The following is a 22,275-nucleotide window of genomic DNA, read 5'->3' on the forward strand; positions in this document are numbered from 1 at the left end:
CCCGCCTCGCCCCCGCACGTCCCCCACGCGCACGTCCCACGCAAGGAGAGCCACCCGCCCATGGCCACGCTTCTGTACCGGCTCGGCCGGATCTCGTTCCTCCACCCGTGGCGCGTCGTCGCCGCGTGGATCCTCGTCCTCGGCATCCTCCTGGGCGGCGGCCTCGCGCTCGGCGGGAAGACCCAGGAGTCGTTCTCGATCCCGGGCACCGAGTCGCAGGAGGCGATCGACCGGCTGGCCGCCGTGTTCCCGCAGGCCGCGGGCGCGAGCGCGCAGATCGTGACCGAGGCGCCCGCGGGCGCGAAGGTCACCGACGACGCCGAGAAGGCGGCCATCGAGGCGACCGCGACGGCCGCGGGCGAGGTCCCCGGCGTCGCGACGGCGCTGTCCCCGTTCTCGGAGTACGCGACCGACGCGGTCTCCGACGACGGCACCGTGGCGATCACGACCGTGCAGTTCTCCGGGCAGAGCGACCAGGTGACGACCGCGACGCTCGACGCGCTGAGGGAGTCCGCGCAGGCGGCGGAGGACGCCGGGCTGACGGTGTCGTTCGGCGGCCAGGTCTTCCAGGACGTCCACTACGGCGTCACCGTGACCGAGGCGTTCGGCGTGCTGTTCGCCGGCCTCGTGCTCGTGCTCACGTTCGGGTCGATGCTCGCGGCGGGGCTGCCCCTCATCGGCGCGCTCGTCGGCGTCGCGGCCTCCGCGGGCGCGCTCGTGGCCGCCTCGAAGTTCGTCACGGTCTCGAGCGCCTCGCCGCTGCTCGCGGTGATGATCGGCTTGGCGGTCGGCATCGACTACGCCCTGTTCATCCTCATGCGGCACCGCACGCAGCTCGCCAACGGCATGCCCGTCGAGCGCTCGGCGGCGACCGCGGTCGCGACGGCCGGCAGCGCCGTGATCTTCGCGGGCGTGACGGTGATCATCGCGCTGCTCGGGCTCCTCGTGGTGCAGATCCCGTTCCTCACCGTGATGGGGCTCGGCGCGGCGTTCGCGGTGCTGCTCGCCATGGGCGTCGCGACCACGCTGCTGCCGGCCATGCTCGGCCTCGCGGGGGAGCGGCTCCGCCCGAAGGAGGGCTCGCGGGCCGCGCGCCGCGCGAAGGCGCAGGCCGAGGGCACGCAGCACACGCTCGGCGCGCGCTGGGTGAAGGTCGTCACGAAGGTGCCGATCATCCCCGTCGTGATCGTCATCGGCATCGCCGGCCTCCTCGCCGTGCCCGCGTCGCAGCTGCAGCTCGGGCTGCCCAGCGGGGCGACCCAGCCCGCGGGATCCACCAGCCGGGTCGCGTACGACACCGTCTCCGACGCGTTCGGCCCGGGCCACAACGGGCCGCTCGTCGTGCTCGTCGACATCACGCAGACCACCGACCCGATCGGGGTGCTCGGGGAGATCGGCGACGAGATCCGCGGGCTCGACGACGTGGCCTTCGTCGGCGCCGGCACTCCGAACCCGTCGGTCGACACCGCGATCATCCAGGTCGTGCCGGACAGCCCGCCCGAGTCGGCGGAGACCACGGCGCTCATGCAGTCCATCCGCGACCTCGCGCCGGGGCTCCACGACCGCTACGACACGCGTGTCTCCGTCACGGGCACCACCGCCGTGCAGAACGACATCTCGCAGCGGCTCGACCAGGCGCTCGTGCCGTTCGGGATCGTCGTGGTGGGGCTCTCGATCATCCTGCTCATGATCGTGTTCCGGTCGATCTTCGTGCCGATCAAGGCCGCGGTCGGCTTCCTGCTGAGCGTCGTCGTGTCGTTCGGCACCGTCGTGCTGATCTTCCAGCAGGGCCAATTCGCGGATGCGCTCGGCGTGACGCCCGGCCCGATCCTCAGCTTCATGCCGATCCTGCTCATGGCGATCCTCTTCGGCCTCGCCATGGACTACGAGGTGTTCCTCGTCTCCGGCATGCGCGAGGACTTCGTGCACCACGGCGACGCGAAGCGTGCCATCGTCACGGGCTTCTCGGGCGCCGCCCGCGTGGTCACGGCGGCCGCGCTCATCATGTTCTTCGTCTTCGCGGCGTTCGTGCCGGAGGGCGCGGGCGTGATCAAGACCATCGCGCTCGGCCTCGCCGTCGGCATCTTCTTCGACGCCTTCCTCGTGCGCATGACCCTGGTGCCCGCCGCGATGGCGCTGCTCGGGAAGCGCGCGTGGTGGATCCCGCGCTGGCTCGACCGGATCCTCCCGGACGTTGACATCGAGGGCGAGGGCCTCCGCGAGCATCAGGACGACGTCGACTGGGCGCACGCGTCCGGCGCCGCCGTCGCGGCCGAGAGGCTCGTCGTGGGCGTGCCGGGCCGCCGGCTCCTGCCGGTCGACCTCAGCGCCCCCGCCGGATCCCTCGTGCTCGTCGAGGGCGACGTCGCCGACCGACGCCTCCTCGGCGCGACGCTCGGGGCGCGGCTCGCGCCGCTGTCCGGCCGCGCGCACGTCGCCGGGCACCCGCTCGCCTCCGAGTCCGGCCGCGTCCTCACGAGCGTCGCCATGGCCGACCTCGGCCGCGTCGACCGGGTCGACTCCGGCGTCACCGTCGGGGACCTCCTCGCCGAGCGCATCGACCTCTCCGAGCCGATGGGCCGCCGCCGCGGGGCCCGCGCGCGTCAGGAGGAGTGGCTCACGCGCATCGACCAGGCCGCCGACGCGGCGGGCGCCCGCCGCATCGGCGCCGACGACCCCGTCGGATCGCTCCTGCCGCTCGAGCGCGCCATCGCCCTGACGGCCGTCGCCGCCGCGGGACGTGCGCCCGTGCTCGTGCTCGACGTCGTGGATCCGTTCCCGGACGCCGCCGCCGAGCGCGCGTTCCTCGCCGCCCTGCCCGCCCTCGTGCACGAGAGCACGACTGTCCTCCTGGGCGCGCCGGGGTTCCCGGACGACCACGGGATCCCGGGGAGGCCGACCGTGCGCCTCCGCGTCGCCCCGGACGACGCGACCGCACCCGCACCCGAGGCCGTCGAGCGCCCCGACATCGACCAGCCCGTCCTGACCGGCAAGGAGACCCGCCGATGACCACCCGCTCCGTACGCCGACGCCTCGCCGTCGCCCTCGTCGCGATCGTGCCCCTCGCGGTCGCCGGCCTCTTCATCGGCTCGCTCTCGGACGTCGCGACGGGCGTCGAGCGGGTGCCCGCCGCCATCGTCAACCAGGACGAGATCGTCCAGCAGAAGGCCCAGGACGGCACCGAGTCGCCCGTGCTCGCCGGCCGGCTGCTCGTCACGCAGCTGACCAGCGACGACAACCAGGCCTTCGACTGGACCATCACCAACGCCGACGAGGCGCAGAGGATGCTCGACGACGGCGAGGTCTACGCGGTGCTCACCGTGCCGAAGGACTTCTCCGCGTCGATCGTGTCGCTGTCCACGGACGCCCCGCAGCGCGCGCAGATCAGCGTGAAGACCGACGACGCGCACGGCTACCTGACGGGCGCGGCCACGCAGGCTGTGGGCGTCGGCATGACGAGCGTGTTCGGCAACGCCATCACCTCGCAGTTCGTCTCCGGCATCTACACCACCTTCGGCGGCCTCAAGGGGTCGCTCACGGACGCGGGAGCCGGCGCCGCCAAGCTGGCCGACGGCGCCACCCATCTCTCCTCCGGCGCGACGACGCTCGGCGACGGGATCACGCAGCTCGGCGAGGGCGTCGGACGGTCGCAGCAGGGCGCGTCGCAGCTCGCAGACGGGCTCGGCACCTACACGGGCGGCGTCTCGCAGCTCTCCTCCGGGCTCGACCGGCTGCAGACCGGGGCGGCGGGGCTGTCGCAGGTGTCCGACGGCGTCGGGCAGTACGCGGGCGGGGCCGGGCAGATCGCGGCCCAGGTGGCCGGTCTCCGGCAGCAGCTCGCCGCGAACCCGCAGAGCGCGCCCATCGCCGCGCAGCTCGAGCCGCTCGAGCAGGGGCTCGACCGGTACGCCGCGCAGGGGCAGACCCTCGCGTCGCAGGCGGCCGCCGGGATCCAGGGCGTGCAGCAGGGCATCGGCCAGAGCGCGTCGGGGGCGTCGCAGCTCGCGGCCAACGGCGGTGCCCTCGTCTCGGGCGCCCGCCAGCTGAGCGACGGCCTCGGCCAGCTGCGCACCGGCACGACGTCCGCGGCGACGGGCGCGGGCGACCTCGCGACCGGTGCGGACGCGCTCTCGTCCGGCGCGACCGAGCTCGGCACCGGCCTCACGCAGGGCGCGGAGCAGATCCCGTCGCTCGACGCCGACCAGGCGTCCCAGGCGTCGGGCGTCGTCGCGGATCCGGTCGGCCTCACGGTCGAGCGCGAGAACGAGATCGGCAACCCGGGTGACGCGATCGCCGCGATCTTCGTGCCCATCGGCCTGTGGCTGGGCGCCTTCGCGACCTTCCTCGTGCTGCGCCCGGCCGCGCGCCGGCTGCTCGCCTCCTCGGCCGCGACCGGCCGCGTGATGGGGCGCGTGCTCGCGCGCGCCGCCCTCATCGCGCTCGCCCAGGTCGTGCTGCTCGTCGCGCTCGTGCACGCGGCGCTCGGGCTGTCCCTCGCGCTGCTGCCCGTGACGCTCGGGTTCGCGGCCGTCACCGCGGCGGCCTTCACGGCGATCCACTACCTGCTCCGCCAGGCGTTCGGCCGCGCCGGGCTCGTGGTGTCGCTGATCCTGCTCGCCATCCAGGCCGCGTCGATGGGCGGGGTGATCCCGCTGCAGCTCGTGGCCGCGCCGTTCCAGGCGATCAGTCCGTTCCTGCCGCTGACCTACGCGGCGTCGGGCATGCAGGCGATCATCGCGGGCGGCGCCCCGGGCGTGGCATGGGGAGCGGCCGGCATGCTCGCGGTGTTCCTGCTGCTGAGCCTCGCGGTGTCGTACCTCGTGACGCGGCGCTCCCGCCGGGCGAAGAGCCTCGGGCTCGTGCCCGGGACGGCGCCGTCCTCGGTGGCCGTCGCGGTCTGACGATCCGCGGCGACCGGCCCTCGTCGGCCGCTCGCCGCGGATCGGTCCGTGCACGGCGGACCGCACCCGCGCCGGCGAACCCGTATCCTCATGAGAACCATTCTCAGAAAGCGGGCACCATGCGCATCCCCTCCCTCCTCGCCGCCGGCGTCGCCGCCCTCGGACTCCTCGCGGGCTCGTTCGCGGCACCCGCCCCCGCGGCCGAGGCGGCGCCCCGCGCGAGGTGGCTGCTCGTCGCCGACGCGCCCGCCCATGACGTCGCCGTCGTCGACGCGTCCACCGGCCGCATCACCGGGACGCTGCCGGGCGCGGCCCTCGGCACGCACGCCGGCGTGATCCAGATGGGCCACGGCCGCGTCGCCTTCGTCGACGAAGCTGGGCCGCGGCTCGACGTGGTCGACATCGCCTCGTCCGGCGTCCCGCGCATCGCGTCCTCCACGCCGATCTCCGCGATCGCCGGCGCGTGGACCCGGGCCGGCTGGATCGCCGACGACCCGGGCCACCGCTTCGTGGCGGTGGGGTCGGACCTCGACGGATCCACCGCGCAGCAGGTCACGGTGCTCGACACCCGCACGGGCGTGGCCCGCACCGCCACCATCCGCACCAGCGAGGTCACACTCGCCACGACGGGTGAGCGAGGCACCGAGGAGATGGAGACGTTCCTCGTCGGCTCGCCGCTGCGCCTCGTCGTGAGCGCGGGCGGCCGCCTCGACGCGTACGACGTCGCGTCGATCCTCGGCGGCGACACCGCCCCGGCCCCCGTGGCGAGCACCCCGCTCGGCGCGTACCCGCACGGTCCCGTGGCGGACGCGCGCGGCACCGTGATCGGCTCCACGCTGTACGACGGGATCGAGACGGTGCCGCTGACGCGCGGCGGCTTCGGCGCCTCCGTCTCCCGCGCCTACCCCGAGCCCGCCGTGCAGAGCTACCGGCCGCGCATGGCGCCCGACGGGGAGACCGCCGTGGGCACGCAGACCGGCACCGGTCCGGGTGCGCCCACGCTGCTCACGTCGTCGTCGATGCGCGGGCGGGGAGTCGCCAGCGTCGCCCTCGGCTCGGGCACGTCCACGCGCGCGGTCGTCACGCCCGGCTACGCGGCCGCGGTCGTGACCGCCGGCGGCGTGGACACGCTGTCCCTCGTCGCCCGCGGACGCGCCGGCCTGTACGACGGTGCCGTGACGACCGTGCGGCTGCCGGCCCTCGGGCAGGTGCCGGGCGCCGGATCCGCCGCGCGCTTCCTCGCCGCGTCCGACGACGGCTCCGAGCTGTTCCTGTCCCGGGCGGGCACGGGATCCGTCCTCGAGATCGACGTCGCCGGCACACGGGCGACGGTGCGCGGCACGATCGCTGTCCCGTCCGCGCTCGCGGACGGCGGGTACCTCGCCACGGTGGATCCGCACCAGCGGCCCTACGACCTCAGCGGGCGCTGACCGCGGCACCCCGCCCCGCGCACGACGAGGGCCGCCCGGATGACCGGGCGGCCCTCGTCGTGCGTCGTGCGCGCGTCGCTACAGCGCGAGCGCGATGCGCCCGCTGAACACGCGGGTCACGGGCGGCGCGGCCAGCACCTCGCCGAGGCGGGCGGCGCCCTCCGGGGTGGCGCGCCAGGCGACGTACGCGTCGTGGTCGGCGGTGGACGCCCACTGCTCCACGACGACCATGCGGGCGGGGTCTGCGTCGTCGACGAGGACCTCGAGCCCCTCGTTGCCGGCGAACGCGCGGGTGGCCTGCAGGGTCTCGGCGAGGACGTCGGCGACGTCGGCCAGGCGGCTCTCGTCGACCTGGATCTCGAGGTGCACGGTGGTGCTCATGGTGTCTCCGGTCCCGACGGCGGGCGGGCGGGTCCGCGCGCGACGTCGATCATGTGCGGGGACGTTCCCCTGTCCCATCCAACCCCTCGCGGGTGGGCGGCACTCCCGACGGGCACGCGCGGGCGTGTCGGCAGGGAGCGGTGGGCGCCCGATCGGGACGCCCCGCGGCTCACCGGTCGCGGCGGAGCGCCGTGCGGAGCCGCTGGTACCCGGACACCACGGGCGGCGCGACGGGCGTCTTCTCGGGCGCCACGTCGAGCCGGAGCTGCCGCTGCGCGAACTCGCGCGTCTCGATCAGCATCGCGAGCCGCTGCTCCTCGTTCTTGGCCTTGCGGGTGTTGACCTCGGCGACGACGCCGCCCTGCCAGCCCTGCTCGGCGAGCCAGCGGAGCGTCTCCGCGACGGGCTGCGTGCCGCGGCCGGGGAGGAGGTGCTCGTCGAGGATGCGGCCGTCGTCCTGCGAGCCGGATCCGTCGCACAGGTGCACGTGGCGCAGGCGCGGGCCGAGGGCCTTGGCCATCTCGAGCGCGTCCTGTCCGGAGAGGGAGGCATGCGAGAAGTCGAGCGTGGTGGCGTCGCAGTCCATGTCCCGCGGATCCCAGCCGGGTGAGTACGCCTTCATGCTGCGGCCGGCGATCTGCCACGGGAACATGTTCTCGACGGCGATCTCGACGCCCGTCTCCGTCTGGATGGAGCGCACGATGTCGAGGAACGACTCGGCGTAGTCGGCCTGCCAGCGGAACGGCGGGTGCACGACGACGGCGGGCGCCCCGACTGCGCGGGCGAGCTCGGCGGACCGCTCGAGCTTCACCTTCGGGTCCCTGCCCCACACGAAGTGCGTGAGCAGCAGGACGGGCGCGTGGATGGAGAGGACGGGCAGGCCGTGCTTCTCCGACATGGTGCGCAGGGCGGCGGCGTCCTGGGTGACCTCGTCGTTCGTCACCATGATCTCGACGCCGTCGAAGCCGGCGCGCTTCGCCATGAGGAAGGCGTTCTCGACGGGCTGGGGGTACACGCAGGTGGTGCTCATGCCTACTCGGATCACGTCGGCGACCCTACCCGCCGCCCCTGTGCCCCCGGGATACGCGGGCGGTCCGGCGCGTGTCGGGTGCGCGGCGCGCACAGCGGGGGTCGGCATGCTGGACCGGACGGGAGCGCGGTCGACGCACCTCCCGCGAGGAGGGGAGCGGGCATGGCGGCTGCGGGATCGAGCGGGAGCGGGGGCGCGCAGGCGTTCCGGAAGGAGCGAGCCGACGCGCCGCGCGGGTTCTTCGAGGCCGAGGCGGCCGGGCTCGCGTGGCTGGCGGAGGCGGAGTCCGACGGGGGAGCGCGCATCGTGCGGGTGCTCGACGTGGCGCCCGGCCGCATCGACCTCGAGCGCCTCGCGCCCGCCCGTCCCACGCGCGAGGCCGCCTGGGCGCTCGGCACGGCGCTCGCCGTGACCCACGCCGCCGGCGCGCCCGCGTTCGGGTCCCCACCGGCAGGGCTCGACGGCCCCGCCTTCATCGGCCGGCAGCCGCTGTCGGTGCTCGACGGAGACGGAGACGCGGACGGCGCGGGGGAGGGCTGGGGCGCCTGGTACGCCCGCGAGCGCGTGCTGCCGTACCTCCGTCGCGCGGTCGACGCCGGCAACGCGACCTCCGCGCAGGCGGCCGACGTGGAGCGGGCGTGCGCCCTCGCCGCGGACGGCCGGTTCGACGACCCGGTGCCGCCCGCCCGGATCCACGGCGACCTCTGGTCGGGCAACGTGCAGTGGACGGACGCCGGCGCCGTGCTCATCGACCCGGCCGCGCACGGTGGCCACCGCGAGACCGACCTCGCGATGCTCGCGCTCTTCGGCTGCCCCGGCCTCGACGACCTCCTCGGCGCGTACGCGGACACCGGATCCCTCGCCGCCGGCTGGCGCGCCCGCGTGCCGCTGCACCAGCTGCACCCGCTCGCCGTGCACGCCGCGTCGCACGGCCCGTCCTACGGCGACGCGCTGCACGACGCGGCCCGCGCGGTGCTCCGGATGTGACGCCGGCGGACGCGCGACCCCCGGTCAGGCCGGGGTGGGGCTGGTAGCCTCGACCCACCGAGCAGGTACCACAGAGCTCTGCGCAACCGAGACGGGAACCGTGACTCCGCCACCCTCATCCACGCCCTCCGCGACCGAGTCGACGCGCATCGCCGCGCACGACGGCGACCACGTCGAGCCCGGCGCCTACGACCTCGTCGTCGTGTCGAACCGCCTCCCGGTCGACCGCGTCGTCGCCCCCGACGGCACCACCTCCTGGCGGCACTCGCCGGGCGGCCTGGTCACGGCGCTCGAGCCCGTGATGCGCGCCAACGAGGGCGCGTGGGTCGGCTGGCCGGGCATCGCCGACCACGACGTCGAGCCGTTCGTCGACGCCGGCATCTCGATCATCCCCGTCACGCTCACCGAGCAGGACCTCGCCGAGTACTACGAGGGCTTCTCCAACGACACGCTGTGGCCGCTGTACCACGACGTCATCGCGCAGCCGAGCTACCACCGCGAGTGGTGGGACACCTACGTCACCGTCAACCAGCGCTTCGCCGACGCCGCCGCGAAGGCCGCCGCGCCCGGCGCCACCGTGTGGGTCCAGGACTACCAGCTGCAGCTCGTGCCGAAGATGCTCCGCGAGCAGCGGCCGGACCTCACCATCGGGTTCTTCAACCACATCCCGTTCCCGCCCTACGGCATCTACTCGCAGCTGCCCTGGCGCACGCAGATCATCGAGGGGCTGCTGGGCGCCGACGTCATCGGCTTCCAGCGCGTCGCCGACGCCGGCAACTTCACGCGCGCGGTACGGCGGCTCTTCGGGTACACGACCCGCGGATCCACCGTCGACGTGCCCGTGCGCGGCGGCATCCCGCTCACCGTCCCCGGCACGAAGCCGTCGAAGCCCGTCCGCGAGCTGCGCACGCGCCAGGTCGTGGCGAAGCACTACCCGATCTCGATCGACGCGCGCAGCTACGAGGAGATGGCCAAGGACCCGGCCATCCAGGAGCGCGCCCGACAGATCCGCGCGGACCTCGGCGACCCGAAGACGATCCTGCTGGGCGTCGACCGCCTCGACTACACGAAGGGCATCGGCCACCGCCTCAAGGCGTTCGGCGAGCTGCTCGCCGAGGGCCGCGTCACCGTCGAGGACGCGACGCTCGTGCAGGTCGCGAGCCCGAGCCGCGAGCGCGTGGAGACGTACAAGCAGCTCCGCGACGAGATCGAGCTCACGGTCGGCCGCATCAACGGCGACTACGGCTCCATCAGCCACACCGCCATCAGCTACCTGCACCACGGGTACCCGCGCGAGGAGATGGTGGCGCTCTGCCTCGCGGCCGACGTCATGCTCGTCACCGCGCTCCGCGACGGCATGAACCTGGTCGCCAAGGAGTACGTGGCCACCAAGCACTCCAACGAGGGCGTGCTGGTGCTCAGCGAGTTCGCGGGCGCCGCGGACGAGCTGAAGGCCGCGCTCCTCGTGAACCCGCACGACATCGAGGGCCTCAAGGAGGCGATCCTCCGCGCGATCGAGATGCCGAAGGCCGAGCAGCGCAAGCGCATGCGATCGCTCCGCAAGCGCGTGTTCGAGAACGACGTGGCGGCCTGGTCGAGCTCGTTCCTCGCCGACCTCGGGCGCACGCACGCCGCCTCGATCCACGAGGGCCCCGACGAAGAGGTCGTCGAGCCCCTCATGGACGAGGGCTGGTAGCGCGCGTGGCCGAGCTGACCACCGACATCCAGGCCAAGGGCGGCCGCGGATTCCCCGGTCGCCTGTTCGAGGCGCTCACCGAGCTCGCGCGCACGCCGCGCCTGCTCGTGGCGCTCGACTTCGACGGCACGCTCGCGCCCGAGGTCGACGACCCCGAGAAGGCGCGCGCGGTCCCCGAGGCCCGCGCCGCGGTGCTCGCGCTCCTCGCGTTGCCCGAGACGCGCGTCGCTCTCGTGTCAGGTCGGGCGCTGCGGAGCCTCGAGGCCGTGGCCGACCTGCCGGACGACGTGCTGCTCGTGGGATCCCACGGGGTGGAGATCCGCCTCGACACCGACGACATCGAGCTCACCCTCGACGAGGGCGAGCTCGCCCAGCGCGGTGTGCTCTCCGACGTGCTCGGGCAGGTCGCCGACTCCCTCGACGAGGTGTGGATCGAGGAGAAGCCCGCGGGCTTCGCCCTGCACACGCGCCTCGCCACGGAGAAGCACAGCCGCATCGCGCACCTCGTCGCGACGCAGGAGGCGCACGCCGAGGTCGAGGGCCTCAAGGTGCGCTCCGGCAAGGACGTGCTGGAGTTCAGCGTCCGGCACGCGACCAAGGGCGAGGCGGTCGAGCACCTGCGCCGGTACGCCGAGGCGACGGCCGTCTTCTACGCGGGCGACGACGTCACCGACGAGGACGCGTTCGCCGCGCTCCAGGCCGGCGACTTCGGGCTCAAGAGCGGCACGGGCGCCACGGCGGCGGACTTCCGCGTCGACGGCCCGCACGACGTCGCGCGCGTGCTCCAGGTGCTCGCCGACCTCCGCGCCGAGCCGGCCGTCCATCCCGATTGAGGCGGCCGCCCCGGTCTCTCAGGTAGGGCTCAGGTAGACTGGGGAAATAGCCGACTCGCGAGAGGAGACCGCACGTGATCGTCCTCCTCGCGGTGTTCCTGGTCGCCTCCGTCGGCATCCCCCTCCTCGCCCGCGCGCTCGGCGTGCGCGCGTTCGTCGTCGCCGCCCTCGTGCCGGCCGCCGCCTTCGCCTACACGGTCGCGCAGGGCCCGGCCGTGCTGCCCGACGGCGAGGTCGTCGAGCGCGTCGAGTGGATCCCGTCGCTCGGCATCACGCTCGACATGCGGATGGACGCGCTCTCCTGGCTCCTGTCGCTCGTGGTCACGGGCGTCGGCGCCCTCGTGCTCCTCTACTGCGCGCGCTACTTCCGCAGCTCGGAGGACGGCCTCGGCCGATTCGCGGGTCTCCTCGTCGCGTTCGCGGGCGTCATGTTCGGCCTCGTCCTCGCCGACGACGTCTTCGTGCTCTTCACCTTCTGGGAGGCGACGAGCGTCCTCTCCTACCTCCTCATCGGGCACCACACCGGCAAGAAGGCGAGCCGCGGCGCCGCGCTGCAGGCCCTCCTCGTCACCACGGCGGGCGGGCTCGCCATGCTCGTCGGCCTCGTGATCCTCTCGGTCGCGGGCGGCACCACGAGCCTCGCCGCGCTCATCCAGGATCCGCCCGGCGGCCCGCTCATCCCCGTCGCGGTCGTGCTGATCCTCCTCGGCGCGCTCTCGAAGTCCGCCCTCGTGCCCTTCCACTTCTGGCTGCCCGCCGCCATGGCCGCGCCGACCCCGGTGAGCGCATACCTGCACGCCGCCGCGATGGTGAAGGCCGGCATCTACCTCATCGCCCGTCTCGCGCCCGGCTACGCGGACGTCCCCGGCTGGCGCGTGCTGCTCGTGGCGCTCGGCGTCGCGACGATGCTCGTCGGCGGCTGGCGCGCGCTCAAGCAGATGGACCTCAAGCTCGTCCTCGCCTACGGCACGGTCAGCCAGCTGGGCTTCCTCACCGTGGTGGTCGGCTACGGCACGCGGGACGCCGCGCTCGCGGGCGTCGCGCTCCTCCTCGCGCACGCGCTGTTCAAGGCGACCCTGTTCCTCGTGGTCGGCGTCGTCGACCACCGGGCCGGCACCCGCGACCTCCGCAAGATCAGCGGGCTAGGCCGCAAGGCGCCCGTGCTCGCGGTCGTCGCGGCGCTCGCGCTCGCCTCCATGGCCGGCCTCCCGCCCTTCCTCGGCTTCGTCGCGAAGGAGGCCGTGCTCTCGGCCCTGCTCCTCGACGCGGAGCTGGGCGGCGGCCTCGGCTGGGTCGCCGTCGTCGGCGTGTCCGTCGGATCCTGCCTCACCGTCGCCTACAGCGCGCGCTTCATGTGGGGCGCCTTCGCCCGCAAGCGCGGGGTGGACGAGGTGCAGCCTGTGCACGAGCACCTCGACTTCCTCGTGCCGCCGGCCGTGCTCGCCGTCACCGGCCTCGCGCTCGGGTTCCTCGCCTCCTCCGTCGACGGCTGGATCGCGGGATACGCGGACACGCTCCCGGCCGCGAGCGCCGGCGCCTCCGGGGAGCCCGACCACACGTACCACCTCGCGCTCTGGCACGGGATCGAGCCGGCGCTCCTCATCTCCGCGGGCACGCTCGTCGTCGGCCTCACGATGTTCCGCCTCCGCGACGGGGTCTTCGCGCTGCAGTCGCGCGTGCCGTCCTGGATCGACGCGGCCCGCATCTACTGGGCGTCGATGCGGCTCATCGACCGGGTCGCCGCGCGCACCACCGCGACCACCCAGCGCGGCTCGCTCCCGTTCTACGCGGCTCATCGACCGGGTCGCCGCGCGCACCACCGCGACCACCCAGCGCGGCTCGCTCCCGTTCTACCTCGGAGTGATCCTGCTCGTGCTCATCGGGTCGGTCGGATCCGCGCTCGCGCTCAACCGCTCCTGGCCGACCACCGCGGTGCCCTTCGACCACCCGGCGCAGCCCGTGATCGGCGTGGTGATGATCGTGGCGGCCGTCGCCGCCGCCCGCGCGGGCAAGCGGTTCCAGGCCGTCGTGCTCGTGGGCGTCACGGGCTACGGCATGGCCGCGCTCTTCGCCCTGCACGGCGCGCCCGACCTGGCGCTCACGCAGGTGCTGATCGAGACGATCACGCTCGTCGCCTTCGTCCTCGTGCTCCGCCGCCTGCCCGTCCGGCTGGGGGAGCGGAACCGGTCGGTGCACCCTGTGTGGCGCGCCTCCATCGGCATCGCGGTCGCCGCGCTCATGTCCACCGTCGCGGTCGTCGCGCTCGGCGCGCGCGTCGCGTCGCCCATCTCGCTCGAGTTCCCGCGCCTCGCCTACGAGCAGGGCCACGGCAGCAACGTCGTCAACGTCACGCTCGTCGACCTCCGCGGCTGGGACACCATGGGCGAGATCTCGGTGCTCATCGTCGCGGCCACGGGCGTCGCGAGCCTCATCTTCCTCAACCGCCGCACCGACTCCCTGCCGCGCCTCACCGCGCCGTCGCGCCGCAGCCTCATCGCCCGGCTCACCGGACGGCACGACCCCGAGGGCGCCGAGGCGCCGCTCGAGGTCGAGCACGGCGTCGGCGGGCCGCGCATGGACGCGCGCGACGCGGTCACGGACTCGCACCGCGACCAGCGCAGCCCCTGGCTCCTCGCCGGCCGCACGCTCGCCCCGCAGAACCGGTCGATCCTCCTCGAGGTCGTCGTCCGGCTCCTCTTCCACAGCCTCATCGTGGTGTCCGTGTACCTGCTCTTCTCCGGCCACAACCTGCCGGGCGGCGGATTCGCGGGAGGCCTCCTCGCGGGCATGGCGCTCGTCGCGCGCTACCTCGCGGGCGGCCGGTACGAGCTCGGCGCCGCGGCGCCCGTGGACGCCGGCCGCGTGCTGGGCACGGGCCTCGTCTTCGCGGTCGGCACGGCGGCGGTGCCGCTCCTCTTCGGCGCCGACGCCCTCACCTCCACGTGGATCGACACCGAGGTGCCGTTCGTCGGCCACGTCGAGTTCGTCACGAGCACGTTCTTCGACGTCGGCGTCTACCTCGTCGTCGTCGGCCTCACCCTCGACGTGCTCCGCAGCCTCGGCGCGGAGGTCGACCGCCAGGAGGAGAGCGACCGGACGGTCGAGCAGGGAGCGGACGGCATGGAGACCGAGCAGGGGGTGAGCGTGTGAGCGTCTCCGTCACCCTCATCGTGATCATGGCCGCGCTGTACGCCACGGGCATCTACCTCATGCTCGAGCGCAGCATGACGCGCGTGCTCCTCGGGTTCCTGCTGGTGGGCAACGCGACCAACATCCTCATCCTCATCATGTCCGGCCGCGTGGGGCTCGCGCCCATCTACGACCCTGACGTGGATCCGTCGGAGTACGCCGACCCGCTGCCGCAGGCCCTCATCCTCACCGCCATCGTCATCACCTTCGGCGTCTCGGCCTTCCTCATGGCGCTCATCTACCGCTCCTGGCGGCTGGCCAACGCCGACGTGGTGACGGACGACGAGGACGACCTCGCGATGCGCGGCCCCCGCACGGGCCTCGGCGAGGAGCCCACCGTGCCCGACGATGACGACACCGAGTTCGGCACCAACGCCGAGGCCGCGATCGCCTCCGCCCGGAAGCTCCGCGACAACCGATCCGACCTGGAGGAGGCCATCGACGACTCCGCCGACGACGATGACGACCGCGACTTCCGCACGAGGCGTGCCGAGAAGGGGACGGGGGACGACCGATGACGATCTTCCCGACCCTGATCCCGCTCGTGGTGCTCGTGCCGCTGCTCGGGGCGGCCGCCGCCCTCGTCGCCGCGCGCCAGCGCCGCCTGCAGGTCGCCGTGTCGGTGCTCGCGCTCCTGGCCGTCGTGGTGATCAGCGGCGTGCTCCTCGTGCTGGTCGACCAGCAGGGCGGCCAGTCCGTCGAGGTCGGCGGGTGGGCCGCGCCGTTCGGCATCGTGCTCGTGGTCGACCGGCTCTCGGCGCTCATGCTGCTGATCTCGTCGATCGTGCTGCTCGCGGTCCTCATGTTCTCGATCGGCCAGGGCCTCGAGGACGGCGACGGCGAGACGCCGGTGTCGATCTACAACCCGACCTACCTGATCCTCGCGGCCGGCGTCTTCAACGCCTTCGTCGCGGGCGACCTCTTCAACCTCTACGTCGGGTTCGAGATCCTGCTCGTGGCGAGCTACGTGCTGCTGACGCTCGGCGGCACCGAGGCCCGGATCCGGGCGGGCGTCACCTACATCGTGGTGAGCCTCGTCTCGTCGATGCTGTTCCTCGCGTCCATCGCCATGATCTACGGCGCCCTCGGCACGGTGAACATCGCCCAGATCTCGGTGCGGCTCGACGAGATCCCGCCGGACGTGCAGCTGATCCTGCACATCATGCTGCTGGTCGCGTTCGGCATCAAGGCGGCCGTCTTCCCGCTGTCGTTCTGGCTGCCGGACTCCTACCCGACGGCGCCCGCGCCCGTCACCGCGGTGTTCGCCGGGCTCCTCACCAAGGTCGGCGTCTACGCGATCCTCCGCACCGAGACGGTCATGTTCCCGACCGACCAGCTCTCCACGGCGCTCATGGTGGTCGCGGCGCTCACGATGGTGATCGGCATCCTCGGCGCGGTCGCGCAGGCCGACATCAAGAGGCTGCTCTCGTTCACGCTCGTGAGCCACATCGGCTACATGGTCTTCGGCATCGCGCTCAACACGGTGGCCGGCATGACCGCGACCATCTACTACGTGATCCACCACATCGTCGTGCAGACCACGCTCTTCCTCGCCTCCGGGCTCATCGAGCGCACGGGCGGCAGCACGTCCATCAACCGGCTCGGCGGCCTGCTCAAGGCCGCGCCCGTGATGGCGATCCTGTTCTTCATCCCCGCGCTCAACCTCGGCGGCATCCCGCCGTTCTCGGGCTTCATCGGCAAGGTCGCGCTGTTCGACTCGGGCGCCGAGGTCGGCGGCTGGCTCACCTACGCGGTCATCGCGGCCGGCGCGGCCACGAGCCTCCTCACCCTCTACGCCCTCGCCCGCGTCTGGAACATGGCGTTCTGGCGGGGCGCGGAGGAGGTCGAGGACTACGAGTCGCCCCTGCTCGACCAGCTCTCCGAGCGGCCGGGTGGCGAGGCCGTGACGACCGTGCGCAAGACGCCCGTGCTCATGACCGGCGCGACGGCCGGCATGGTCGTGGTGAGCGTCGCGCTGACCGTGTTCGCCGGTCCCGTGTACGCCCTCGCCGCGCGCGCGGGGGAGAGCCTCACGGGCCCCGGGTCCGGCAACGGCTCGGGCGAGCTCGGCTACGTCGAGACGGTCTTCCCGGCAGGCGTCCGATGACCCCGCGTCGCGCCCGGGCCCGCGCCGAGCGGCTCACCCTCCTGGTGCAGCTGCCGCTGCTCGTCTGGCTCGTGATCCTGTGGCTCCTGCTCTGGGGCCACGTCACCGTCATCTCGGTCGTCACCGGCGTCGTGCTGGCGCTGCTCGTCACGCGCGTGTTCTACCTCCCGCCCGTGGAGCTGTCGGGCAGGTTCGACATCCGCTGGGCCCTCATCCTGCTCGGCCACTTCGCGGTCGACCTCGTGCGCGCGTCCTTCCAGGTGGCGGCGCAGGCCTTCGACTGGCGCCGCGTGCCCGTCAACTCGGTCATCGCCGTGCACCTGCACACGCGCAGCGACTTCGTCATGACGCTCACGGCCGAGGTCGTGTCGCTGGTGCCGGGATCCATCGTCGTCGAGGCCGACCGGGAGCGCTCGATCCTCTACCTGCACGCCCTCGGCACCCCCACCCCCGAGGACGTCGAGCGCGTGCGGCGCTCGACGCTCGACGTCGAGAGCCGCATCGTCTTCACCCTCGGCACAGCCGACGACGTGTGGCGCATCAACCGCGAGCGCCGCGAGACGGGCCGCGAGCCGCTGCTCCAGACCCGGAAGCAGCGCGCGCACGAGCTGGTGCGCGACCGCGACCTCGAGGCGGGGCTCATCACGACGACGGGAGAAGAGCTCTCGTGAGCATCGTCATGCAGGTCGGCTGGGTGCTGGTGGGCGCCCTCTTCTTCTCCGCCGCCGCGATGGCCCTCGTGCGCATCGTGCGCGGCCCGAGCATCCTCGACCGGATCATCGCGTCCGACGTGCTGCTCACGACCCTCATCTGCGTGCTCGGTGCCGAGATGATCTTCAACGGCCACACCCGCACCGTCCCCGTGATGCTCGTCCTCGCCATGACCGCGTTCCTCGCGACGGTCGCCGTCGCGCGCTACGTCTCCAAGCAGGACCCGTCGTGAACGACGTCCTCGTGTCCGGCCCGCTGGCCGACGCCCTCGACGTCGTGAGCCTCGTGCTCCTCCTCCTGGGCGGCGTGCTGTCCGTCGCGGCGGGCGTCGGGCTCCTCCGCTTCCCGGATCCGCTCGCCCGCATGCACGCGGCCACCAAGCCGCAGATCCTCGGCGTGATCCTCGTGCTCCTCGCCCTCGCCCTCCAGTCGCAGAGCCTCAGCACCGTCGCGATGCTCGTCCCCGTGCTCCTCTTCCAGATGCTGACGGCGCCGATCTCGGCGCACATGGTCGGCCGCGCGGGCTACCGCCTCCGTCACTTCCTGCGCGAGGACCTCCTCGTCGACGAGCTGGAGGAGGCCATCGACCGGGCGCACGACGAGCTGCGCGCGGCCGACGAGGTGGACGCGTCCACGCTGCCCGTCGGCTCCGCCGAGAACATCGCCGCCGAGGAGGCGGGCCACGTCGCGGGAGGTGCGGGGCCGCGCGACGCGGAGCCGTCCGCCGACGCGACGACGCCCGCGGACCCGCGCCGCGACGACCGCGACGGCGACGCGGGCGCGGGCCGGCTGCCCCCGGGCTTCGGCTGACCCGCGGGCACGTTCCCGGGCCCCCGGGCGCCGGGACTGCTCCACGGCAGGACATAAACTCATGCCATGCCTGAGATCGACATGAAGCCCCGGAGCCGCGACGTCACCGACGGGATCGAGGCCACCTCCTCGCGGGGCATGCTCCGCGCCGTCGGGATGGGCGACGAGGACTGGGAGAAGCCCCAGATCGGCGTCGCAAGCTCGTGGAACGAGGTGACCCCGTGCAACCTCAGCCTCGACCGCCTCGCCCAGGGCGCGAAGGAAGGCGTGCACGCCGGCGGCGGCTACCCGCTCCAGTTCGGCACCATCTCCGTGAGCGACGGCATCGCGATGGGCCACGAGGGCATGCACTTCTCTCTCGTCTCCCGCGAAGTCATCGCCGACAGCGTCGAGACGGTCATGATGGCCGAGCGCCTCGACGGGTCCGTGCTCCTCGCAGGCTGCGACAAGTCGCTCCCCGGCATGCTCATGGCCGCCGCCCGGCTCGACCTCTCCTCGGTGTTCCTCTACGCGGGATCCATCGCCCCCGGCTGGGTGAAGCTCTCGGACGGCACCGAGAAGGAGGTCACCGTCATCGACGCCTTCGAGGCCGTCGGCGCGTGCAAGGCCGGCACGATGAGCCAGGAGGACCTGACCCGCATCGAGAAGGCCATCTGCCCGGGCGAGGGCGCCTGCGGCGGCATGTACACCGCGAACACCATGGCGAGCGTGGCCGAGGCCCTCGGCATGAGCCTCCCCGGCTCCGCCGCCCCGCCGAGCGCCGACCGCCGCCGCGACTACTTCGCGCACCGCTCGGGCGAGGCCGTCGTCAACCTCATCGCGAAGGGCATCACCGCGCGCGACATCATGACGAAGGAGGCGTTCGAGAACGCCATCTCCGTGGTCATGGCGTTCGGCGGTTCCACCAACGCGGTCCTGCACCTGCTCGCCATCGCGCGCGAGGCCGAGGTCGACCTGCAGCTGTCCGACTTCAACCGCATCGCCGACCGCGTGCCGCACCTCGGCGACCTCAAGCCCTTCGGCCGCTTCGTCATGAACGACGTCGACCGCGTCGGCGGCGTCCCCGTCGTCATGAAGGCCCTGCTCGACGCGGGCCTCCTGCACGGCGACGTCATGACCGTCACCGGCCGCACCATGCGCGAGAACCTCGAGTCCATGGACCTCGCCGACCTCGACGGCACGGTCGTCCGCAAGCTCGACGACCCGATCCACGCCACCGGCGGCATCAGCGTGCTGCACGGCTCCCTCGCCCCCGAGGGCGCCGTCGTCAAGACGGCCGGCTTCGACCTCGACGTGTTCGAGGGCCCCGCCCGCGTCTTCGAGCGCGAGCGCGCCGCCATGGACGCGCTCACCGAGGGCCGCATCTCGAAGGGCGACGTGATCGTCATCCGGTACGAGGGCCCGAAGGGCGGCCCCGGCATGCGCGAGATGCTCGCCATCACCGGCGCCATCAAGGGCGCCGGCCTCGGCAAGGATGTACTACTCTTGACGGACGGTCGATTCTCAGGCGGCACAACCGGACTGTGCATCGGCCACATGGCTCCCGAAGCGGTGGACGCAGGTCCCGTCGCCTTCGTGCGCGATGGAGACCGGATCCGCGTCGACATCGCCGCTCGCACGCTCGACCTACTGGTCGACGAGGCCGAGCTCGCCGCCCGCCGTGAGGGGTGGGCACCTCTCCCGCCGCGCTACACGCGCGGGGTCCTCGCCAAGTACGCCAAGCTCGTGCACTCGGCCGCCGAGGGCGCGATCACGGGATGACCCCCTCCTCGCCTCCAGCTCCCTCTCCCAGGAATCCCGCACCCATGCCAGCTCTGCCCACCCCGCCCCCCGCGCCGCAGGCGCCGACCGCCCACCAGGGCGACGAGATCCTCACGGGCGCCGAAGCCGTCGTCCGCACCCTCGAGCTCCTCGGGGTCGACGACATCTTCGGCCTGCCCGGAGGCGCCATCCTCCCCACCTACGACCCGCTCATGGACTCGACGAAGCTGCGCCACATCCTCGTCCGCCACGAGCAGGGCGCCGGCCACGCCGCCGAGGGCTACGCGTCCTCGAGCGGACGCACCGGCGTCTGCATCGCGACCTCCGGTCCCGGCGCGACGAACCTCGTCACCGCCATCGCGGACGCGTACATGGACTCGGTGCCGCTCCTCGCGATCACCGGTCAGGTCTTCTCGACCCTGATGGGCACCGACGCCTTCCAGGAGGCCGACATCGTGGGCATCACCATGCCCATCACGAAGCACAGCTTCCTGGTCACGCGGCCCGAGGACATCCCGTCCACCATCGCGTCGGCGTACCACATCGCCTCCACGGGCCGCCCGGGCCCGGTCCTCGTCGACATCACGAAGGACGCGCAGCAGCTCGAGGCGCCGTTCGTCTGGCCGCCGAAGGTCGACCTGCCCGGCTACCGCCCCGTCGTCAAGGCGCACGGCAAGCAGATCCAGGCCGCGGCCCAGCTGCTGGTCGAGGCGAAGAAGCCCGTCCTGTACGTGGGCGGCGGCGTGATCCGCGCGAAGGCGCACGAGGAGCTCCTCGCGCTGGCCGAGGCGGTCGGCGCCCCCGTCGTCACCACGCTCATGGCGCGCGGTGCGTTCCCCGACTCGCACCCGCAGCAGCTCGGCATGCCGGGCATGCACGGCACGGTCCCCGCGGTGCTCGCGCTCCAGGAGTCCGACCTGCTCGTCTCGCTCGGCGCGCGCTTCGACGACCGGGTCACCGGCAAGGCGTCGCTCTTCGCGCCGCACGCCAAGGTGGTCCACGTCGACGTCGACCCGGCCGAGATCTCCAAGATCCGCATCGCGGACGTCCCGATCGTGGGCGACGCGAAGGAGGTCATCGCCGACCTGGCCGTCGCGTTCCGGGAAGCCAAGGCCGCGTCCGCGGTCGAGCAGGACATCGCCGACTGGTGGACCTACCTCGAGGGCCTCCGCGAGGAGTTCCCGCTCGGCTACACGCCGCCCGAGGACGGCCAGCTCGCTCCGCAGTACGTCATCCAGCGCATCGGCGAGATCACCGGGCCGGAGGGCGTCTTCGCCTCGGGCGTCGGCCAGCACCAGATGTGGGCGGCACAGTTCATCAAGTACGAGCGCCCCAACTCCTGGCTCAACTCGGGCGGCGCCGGCACCATGGGCTACTCGGTGCCCGCCGCCATGGGCGCCAAGGTCGCCCAGCCGGACAGGCACGTGTGGGCGATCGACGGCGACGGCTGCTTCCAGATGACCAACCAGGAGCTCGCCACCTGCACGATCAACGACATCCCCATCAAGGTCGCGATCATCAACAACTCGTCCCTCGGCATGGTGCGCCAGTGGCAGACCCTCTTCTACGAGGGCCGCTACTCGAACACCGACCTCAACACGGGCGGCGGCACCCGCATGGTGCCCGACTTCGTGAAGATGGCCGACGCGTACGGCGCCCTCGGGATCCGCGTCACGAAGCCGGAGGAGGTCGACGACGCGATCCGCCTGGCGCTCGCGACCAACGACCGGCCCGTCGTCATCGACTTCGTGGTCAGCCGCGACGCGATGGTGTGGCCGATGGTGCCGCAGGGCCTCAGCAACAGCGCCGTGCAGTACGCCCGCGACCACGCGCCCGACTGGGACGACGACCTCGCCGAGACCGGGAGGACCGAGAAGTGAGCCACATCCTGAGCCTCCTGGTGGAGGACAAGCCGGGCCTCCTCACCCGCGTCGCGGGGCTGTTCGCCCGCCGCGGCTTCAACATCGAGTCGCTCGCCGTCGGCGCGAGCGAGATCGAGGGCCTCTCGCGGATCACGGTCGTCGTGGACGTCGAGGCGCTCCCGCTCGAGCAGGTGACGAAGCAGCTCAACAAGCTGATCAACGTCATCAAGATCGTGGAGCTCGACCCCGGCCAGGCCGTCGAGCGCGAGCACCTGCTCGTGAAGGTGCGCGTCGACAACACGACCCGCTCGCAGGTGCTCGAGGCCGTGAACCTGTTCCGCGCCCGCGTGGTCGACGTGGCCACCGACGCGCTGATCATCGAGGTCACGGGCGACTCGGGGAAGGTGCAGGCCCTCCTCCGCGTGCTCGAGCCCTTCGGCATCAAGGAGCTCGCGCAGTCGGGGCTCCTCGCCATGGGACGCGGCTCGAAGTCGATCACCGACCGCGTCTTCCGCACCCCCTAGCGCCCGACCCCGCGGCCAGCGGGAGGGAGCGGCTAGGCTCCCCGCGCGCCGCG

At 72.9% G+C, this 22,275-nt stretch carries 17 protein-coding genes and 2 pseudogenes; 16 read left to right on the plus strand and 3 right to left on the minus strand.

What is annotated here, in order from left to right:
- Positions 1 to 60: 60 nt before the first annotated feature.
- From CMN_RS05100 to CMN_RS05110, 3 genes are all read left to right on the plus strand, one after another.
- Complete coding sequence (locus CMN_RS05100; protein ID WP_015489780.1) at positions 61 to 3,009, plus strand: MMPL family transporter; 2,949 nt, start codon at positions 61 to 63, stop codon at positions 3,007 to 3,009.
- Entirely contained in the window at positions 3,006 to 4,901 is a 1,896-nt protein-coding gene (locus CMN_RS05105; protein ID WP_015489781.1) for a YhgE/Pip domain-containing protein, read from the plus strand. Before CMN_RS05100 ends, CMN_RS05105 begins: the two co-directional genes overlap by 4 nt.
- A gap of 119 nt (positions 4,902 to 5,020) precedes the next feature.
- Positions 5,021 to 6,331 carry a hypothetical protein gene (locus CMN_RS05110; protein WP_015489782.1) on the plus strand — a complete coding sequence of 437 codons (1,311 nt, stop codon included), beginning with the start codon at positions 5,021 to 5,023 and terminating at the stop codon, positions 6,329 to 6,331.
- A 78-nt stretch (positions 6,332 to 6,409) separates the two neighbouring features.
- On the opposite strand, the gene CMN_RS05115 is transcribed toward CMN_RS05110, so the two are convergent.
- Both CMN_RS05115 and CMN_RS05120 read right to left on the minus strand, forming a co-directional pair.
- A complete protein-coding gene (locus CMN_RS05115; RefSeq protein WP_012037768.1) occupies positions 6,410 to 6,712 on the minus strand; it encodes a putative quinol monooxygenase in 303 nt (100 codons plus the stop codon).
- A gap of 169 nt (positions 6,713 to 6,881) precedes the next feature.
- On the minus strand, positions 6,882 to 7,757 hold the full coding sequence (locus tag CMN_RS05120; protein WP_015489783.1) for a sugar phosphate isomerase/epimerase family protein: 876 nt from the start codon (positions 7,755 to 7,757) through the stop codon (positions 6,882 to 6,884).
- 147 nt (positions 7,758 to 7,904) lie between these two features.
- Between CMN_RS05120 and CMN_RS05125 the strand changes: the two genes are divergently transcribed.
- From CMN_RS05125 to CMN_RS15550, 4 genes and pseudogenes are all read left to right on the plus strand, one after another.
- Positions 7,905 to 8,729 carry a fructosamine kinase family protein gene (locus CMN_RS05125; protein WP_015489784.1) on the plus strand — a complete coding sequence of 275 codons (825 nt, stop codon included), beginning with the start codon at positions 7,905 to 7,907 and terminating at the stop codon, positions 8,727 to 8,729.
- A gap of 100 nt (positions 8,730 to 8,829) precedes the next feature.
- The gene (locus tag CMN_RS05130; RefSeq protein ID WP_015489785.1) at positions 8,830 to 10,425 is read left to right on the plus strand and encodes an alpha,alpha-trehalose-phosphate synthase (UDP-forming); all 1,596 of its coding nucleotides are present in this window, start codon (positions 8,830 to 8,832) and stop codon (positions 10,423 to 10,425) included.
- 5 nt (positions 10,426 to 10,430) lie between these two features.
- Complete coding sequence (gene otsB, locus CMN_RS05135; protein WP_015489786.1) at positions 10,431 to 11,258, plus strand: trehalose-phosphatase; 828 nt, start codon at positions 10,431 to 10,433, stop codon at positions 11,256 to 11,258.
- 287 nt (positions 11,259 to 11,545) lie between these two features.
- A pseudogene (locus tag CMN_RS15550) lies at positions 11,546 to 12,457 on the plus strand (proton-conducting transporter transmembrane domain-containing protein); the annotation flags it as partial.
- Here CMN_RS15550 and CMN_RS15555 read toward each other — a convergent pair.
- Complete coding sequence (locus CMN_RS15555) at positions 12,401 to 13,087, minus strand: hypothetical protein (RefSeq protein ID WP_197536743.1); 687 nt, start codon at positions 13,085 to 13,087, stop codon at positions 12,401 to 12,403. The pseudogene CMN_RS15550 and the gene CMN_RS15555 sit on opposite strands and share 57 nt — an antisense overlap.
- Before the next feature lie 31 nt (positions 13,088 to 13,118).
- On the opposite strand from CMN_RS15555, the gene mbhE reads away from it, so the two are divergent.
- The 9 genes and pseudogenes from mbhE (at position 13,119) to ilvN (ending at position 22,222) form a co-directional block, all read left to right on the plus strand.
- Positions 13,119 to 14,408 (plus strand): hydrogen gas-evolving membrane-bound hydrogenase subunit E, encoded by a 1,290-nt coding sequence (gene mbhE, locus CMN_RS15560; protein ID WP_015489788.1) that lies wholly within the window; start codon positions 13,119 to 13,121, stop codon positions 14,406 to 14,408.
- A gap of 11 nt (positions 14,409 to 14,419) precedes the next feature.
- A pseudogene (locus CMN_RS15105) lies at positions 14,420 to 14,965 on the plus strand (Na(+)/H(+) antiporter subunit C); the annotation flags it as partial.
- The gene (locus tag CMN_RS05150) at positions 14,962 to 16,554 is read left to right on the plus strand and encodes a Na+/H+ antiporter subunit D (RefSeq protein WP_015489790.1); all 1,593 of its coding nucleotides are present in this window, start codon (positions 14,962 to 14,964) and stop codon (positions 16,552 to 16,554) included. The pseudogene CMN_RS15105 and the gene CMN_RS05150, both read left to right, overlap by 4 nt.
- A complete protein-coding gene (locus CMN_RS05155; protein ID WP_015489791.1) occupies positions 16,551 to 17,225 on the plus strand; it encodes a Na+/H+ antiporter subunit E in 675 nt (224 codons plus the stop codon). Before CMN_RS05150 ends, CMN_RS05155 begins: the two co-directional genes overlap by 4 nt.
- Positions 17,222 to 17,497 carry an MrpF/PhaF family protein gene (locus tag CMN_RS05160; protein ID WP_015489792.1) on the plus strand — a complete coding sequence of 92 codons (276 nt, stop codon included), beginning with the start codon at positions 17,222 to 17,224 and terminating at the stop codon, positions 17,495 to 17,497. Before CMN_RS05155 ends, CMN_RS05160 begins: the two co-directional genes overlap by 4 nt.
- The gene (mnhG, locus tag CMN_RS05165) at positions 17,494 to 18,075 is read left to right on the plus strand and encodes a monovalent cation/H(+) antiporter subunit G (RefSeq protein ID WP_015489793.1); all 582 of its coding nucleotides are present in this window, start codon (positions 17,494 to 17,496) and stop codon (positions 18,073 to 18,075) included. The genes CMN_RS05160 and mnhG overlap by 4 nt, the downstream gene beginning before the upstream one ends.
- A 66-nt stretch (positions 18,076 to 18,141) precedes the next feature.
- Complete coding sequence (gene ilvD / locus CMN_RS05170; protein WP_015489794.1) at positions 18,142 to 19,836, plus strand: dihydroxy-acid dehydratase; 1,695 nt, start codon at positions 18,142 to 18,144, stop codon at positions 19,834 to 19,836.
- A gap of 44 nt (positions 19,837 to 19,880) precedes the next feature.
- On the plus strand, positions 19,881 to 21,716 hold the full coding sequence (locus CMN_RS05175; RefSeq protein ID WP_227077755.1) for an acetolactate synthase large subunit: 1,836 nt from the start codon (positions 19,881 to 19,883) through the stop codon (positions 21,714 to 21,716).
- Positions 21,713 to 22,222, plus strand: a complete 510-nt coding sequence (gene ilvN, locus CMN_RS05180) for an acetolactate synthase small subunit (RefSeq protein ID WP_015489796.1) — start codon at positions 21,713 to 21,715, stop codon at positions 22,220 to 22,222. The genes CMN_RS05175 and ilvN overlap by 4 nt, the downstream gene beginning before the upstream one ends.
- The last annotated feature ends 53 nt before the right edge of the window (positions 22,223 to 22,275 follow it).

It is taken from the genome of Clavibacter nebraskensis NCPPB 2581 (genome assembly GCF_000355695.1).
Classification (GTDB): Bacteria; Actinomycetota; Actinomycetes; order Actinomycetales; family Microbacteriaceae; genus Clavibacter; species Clavibacter nebraskensis.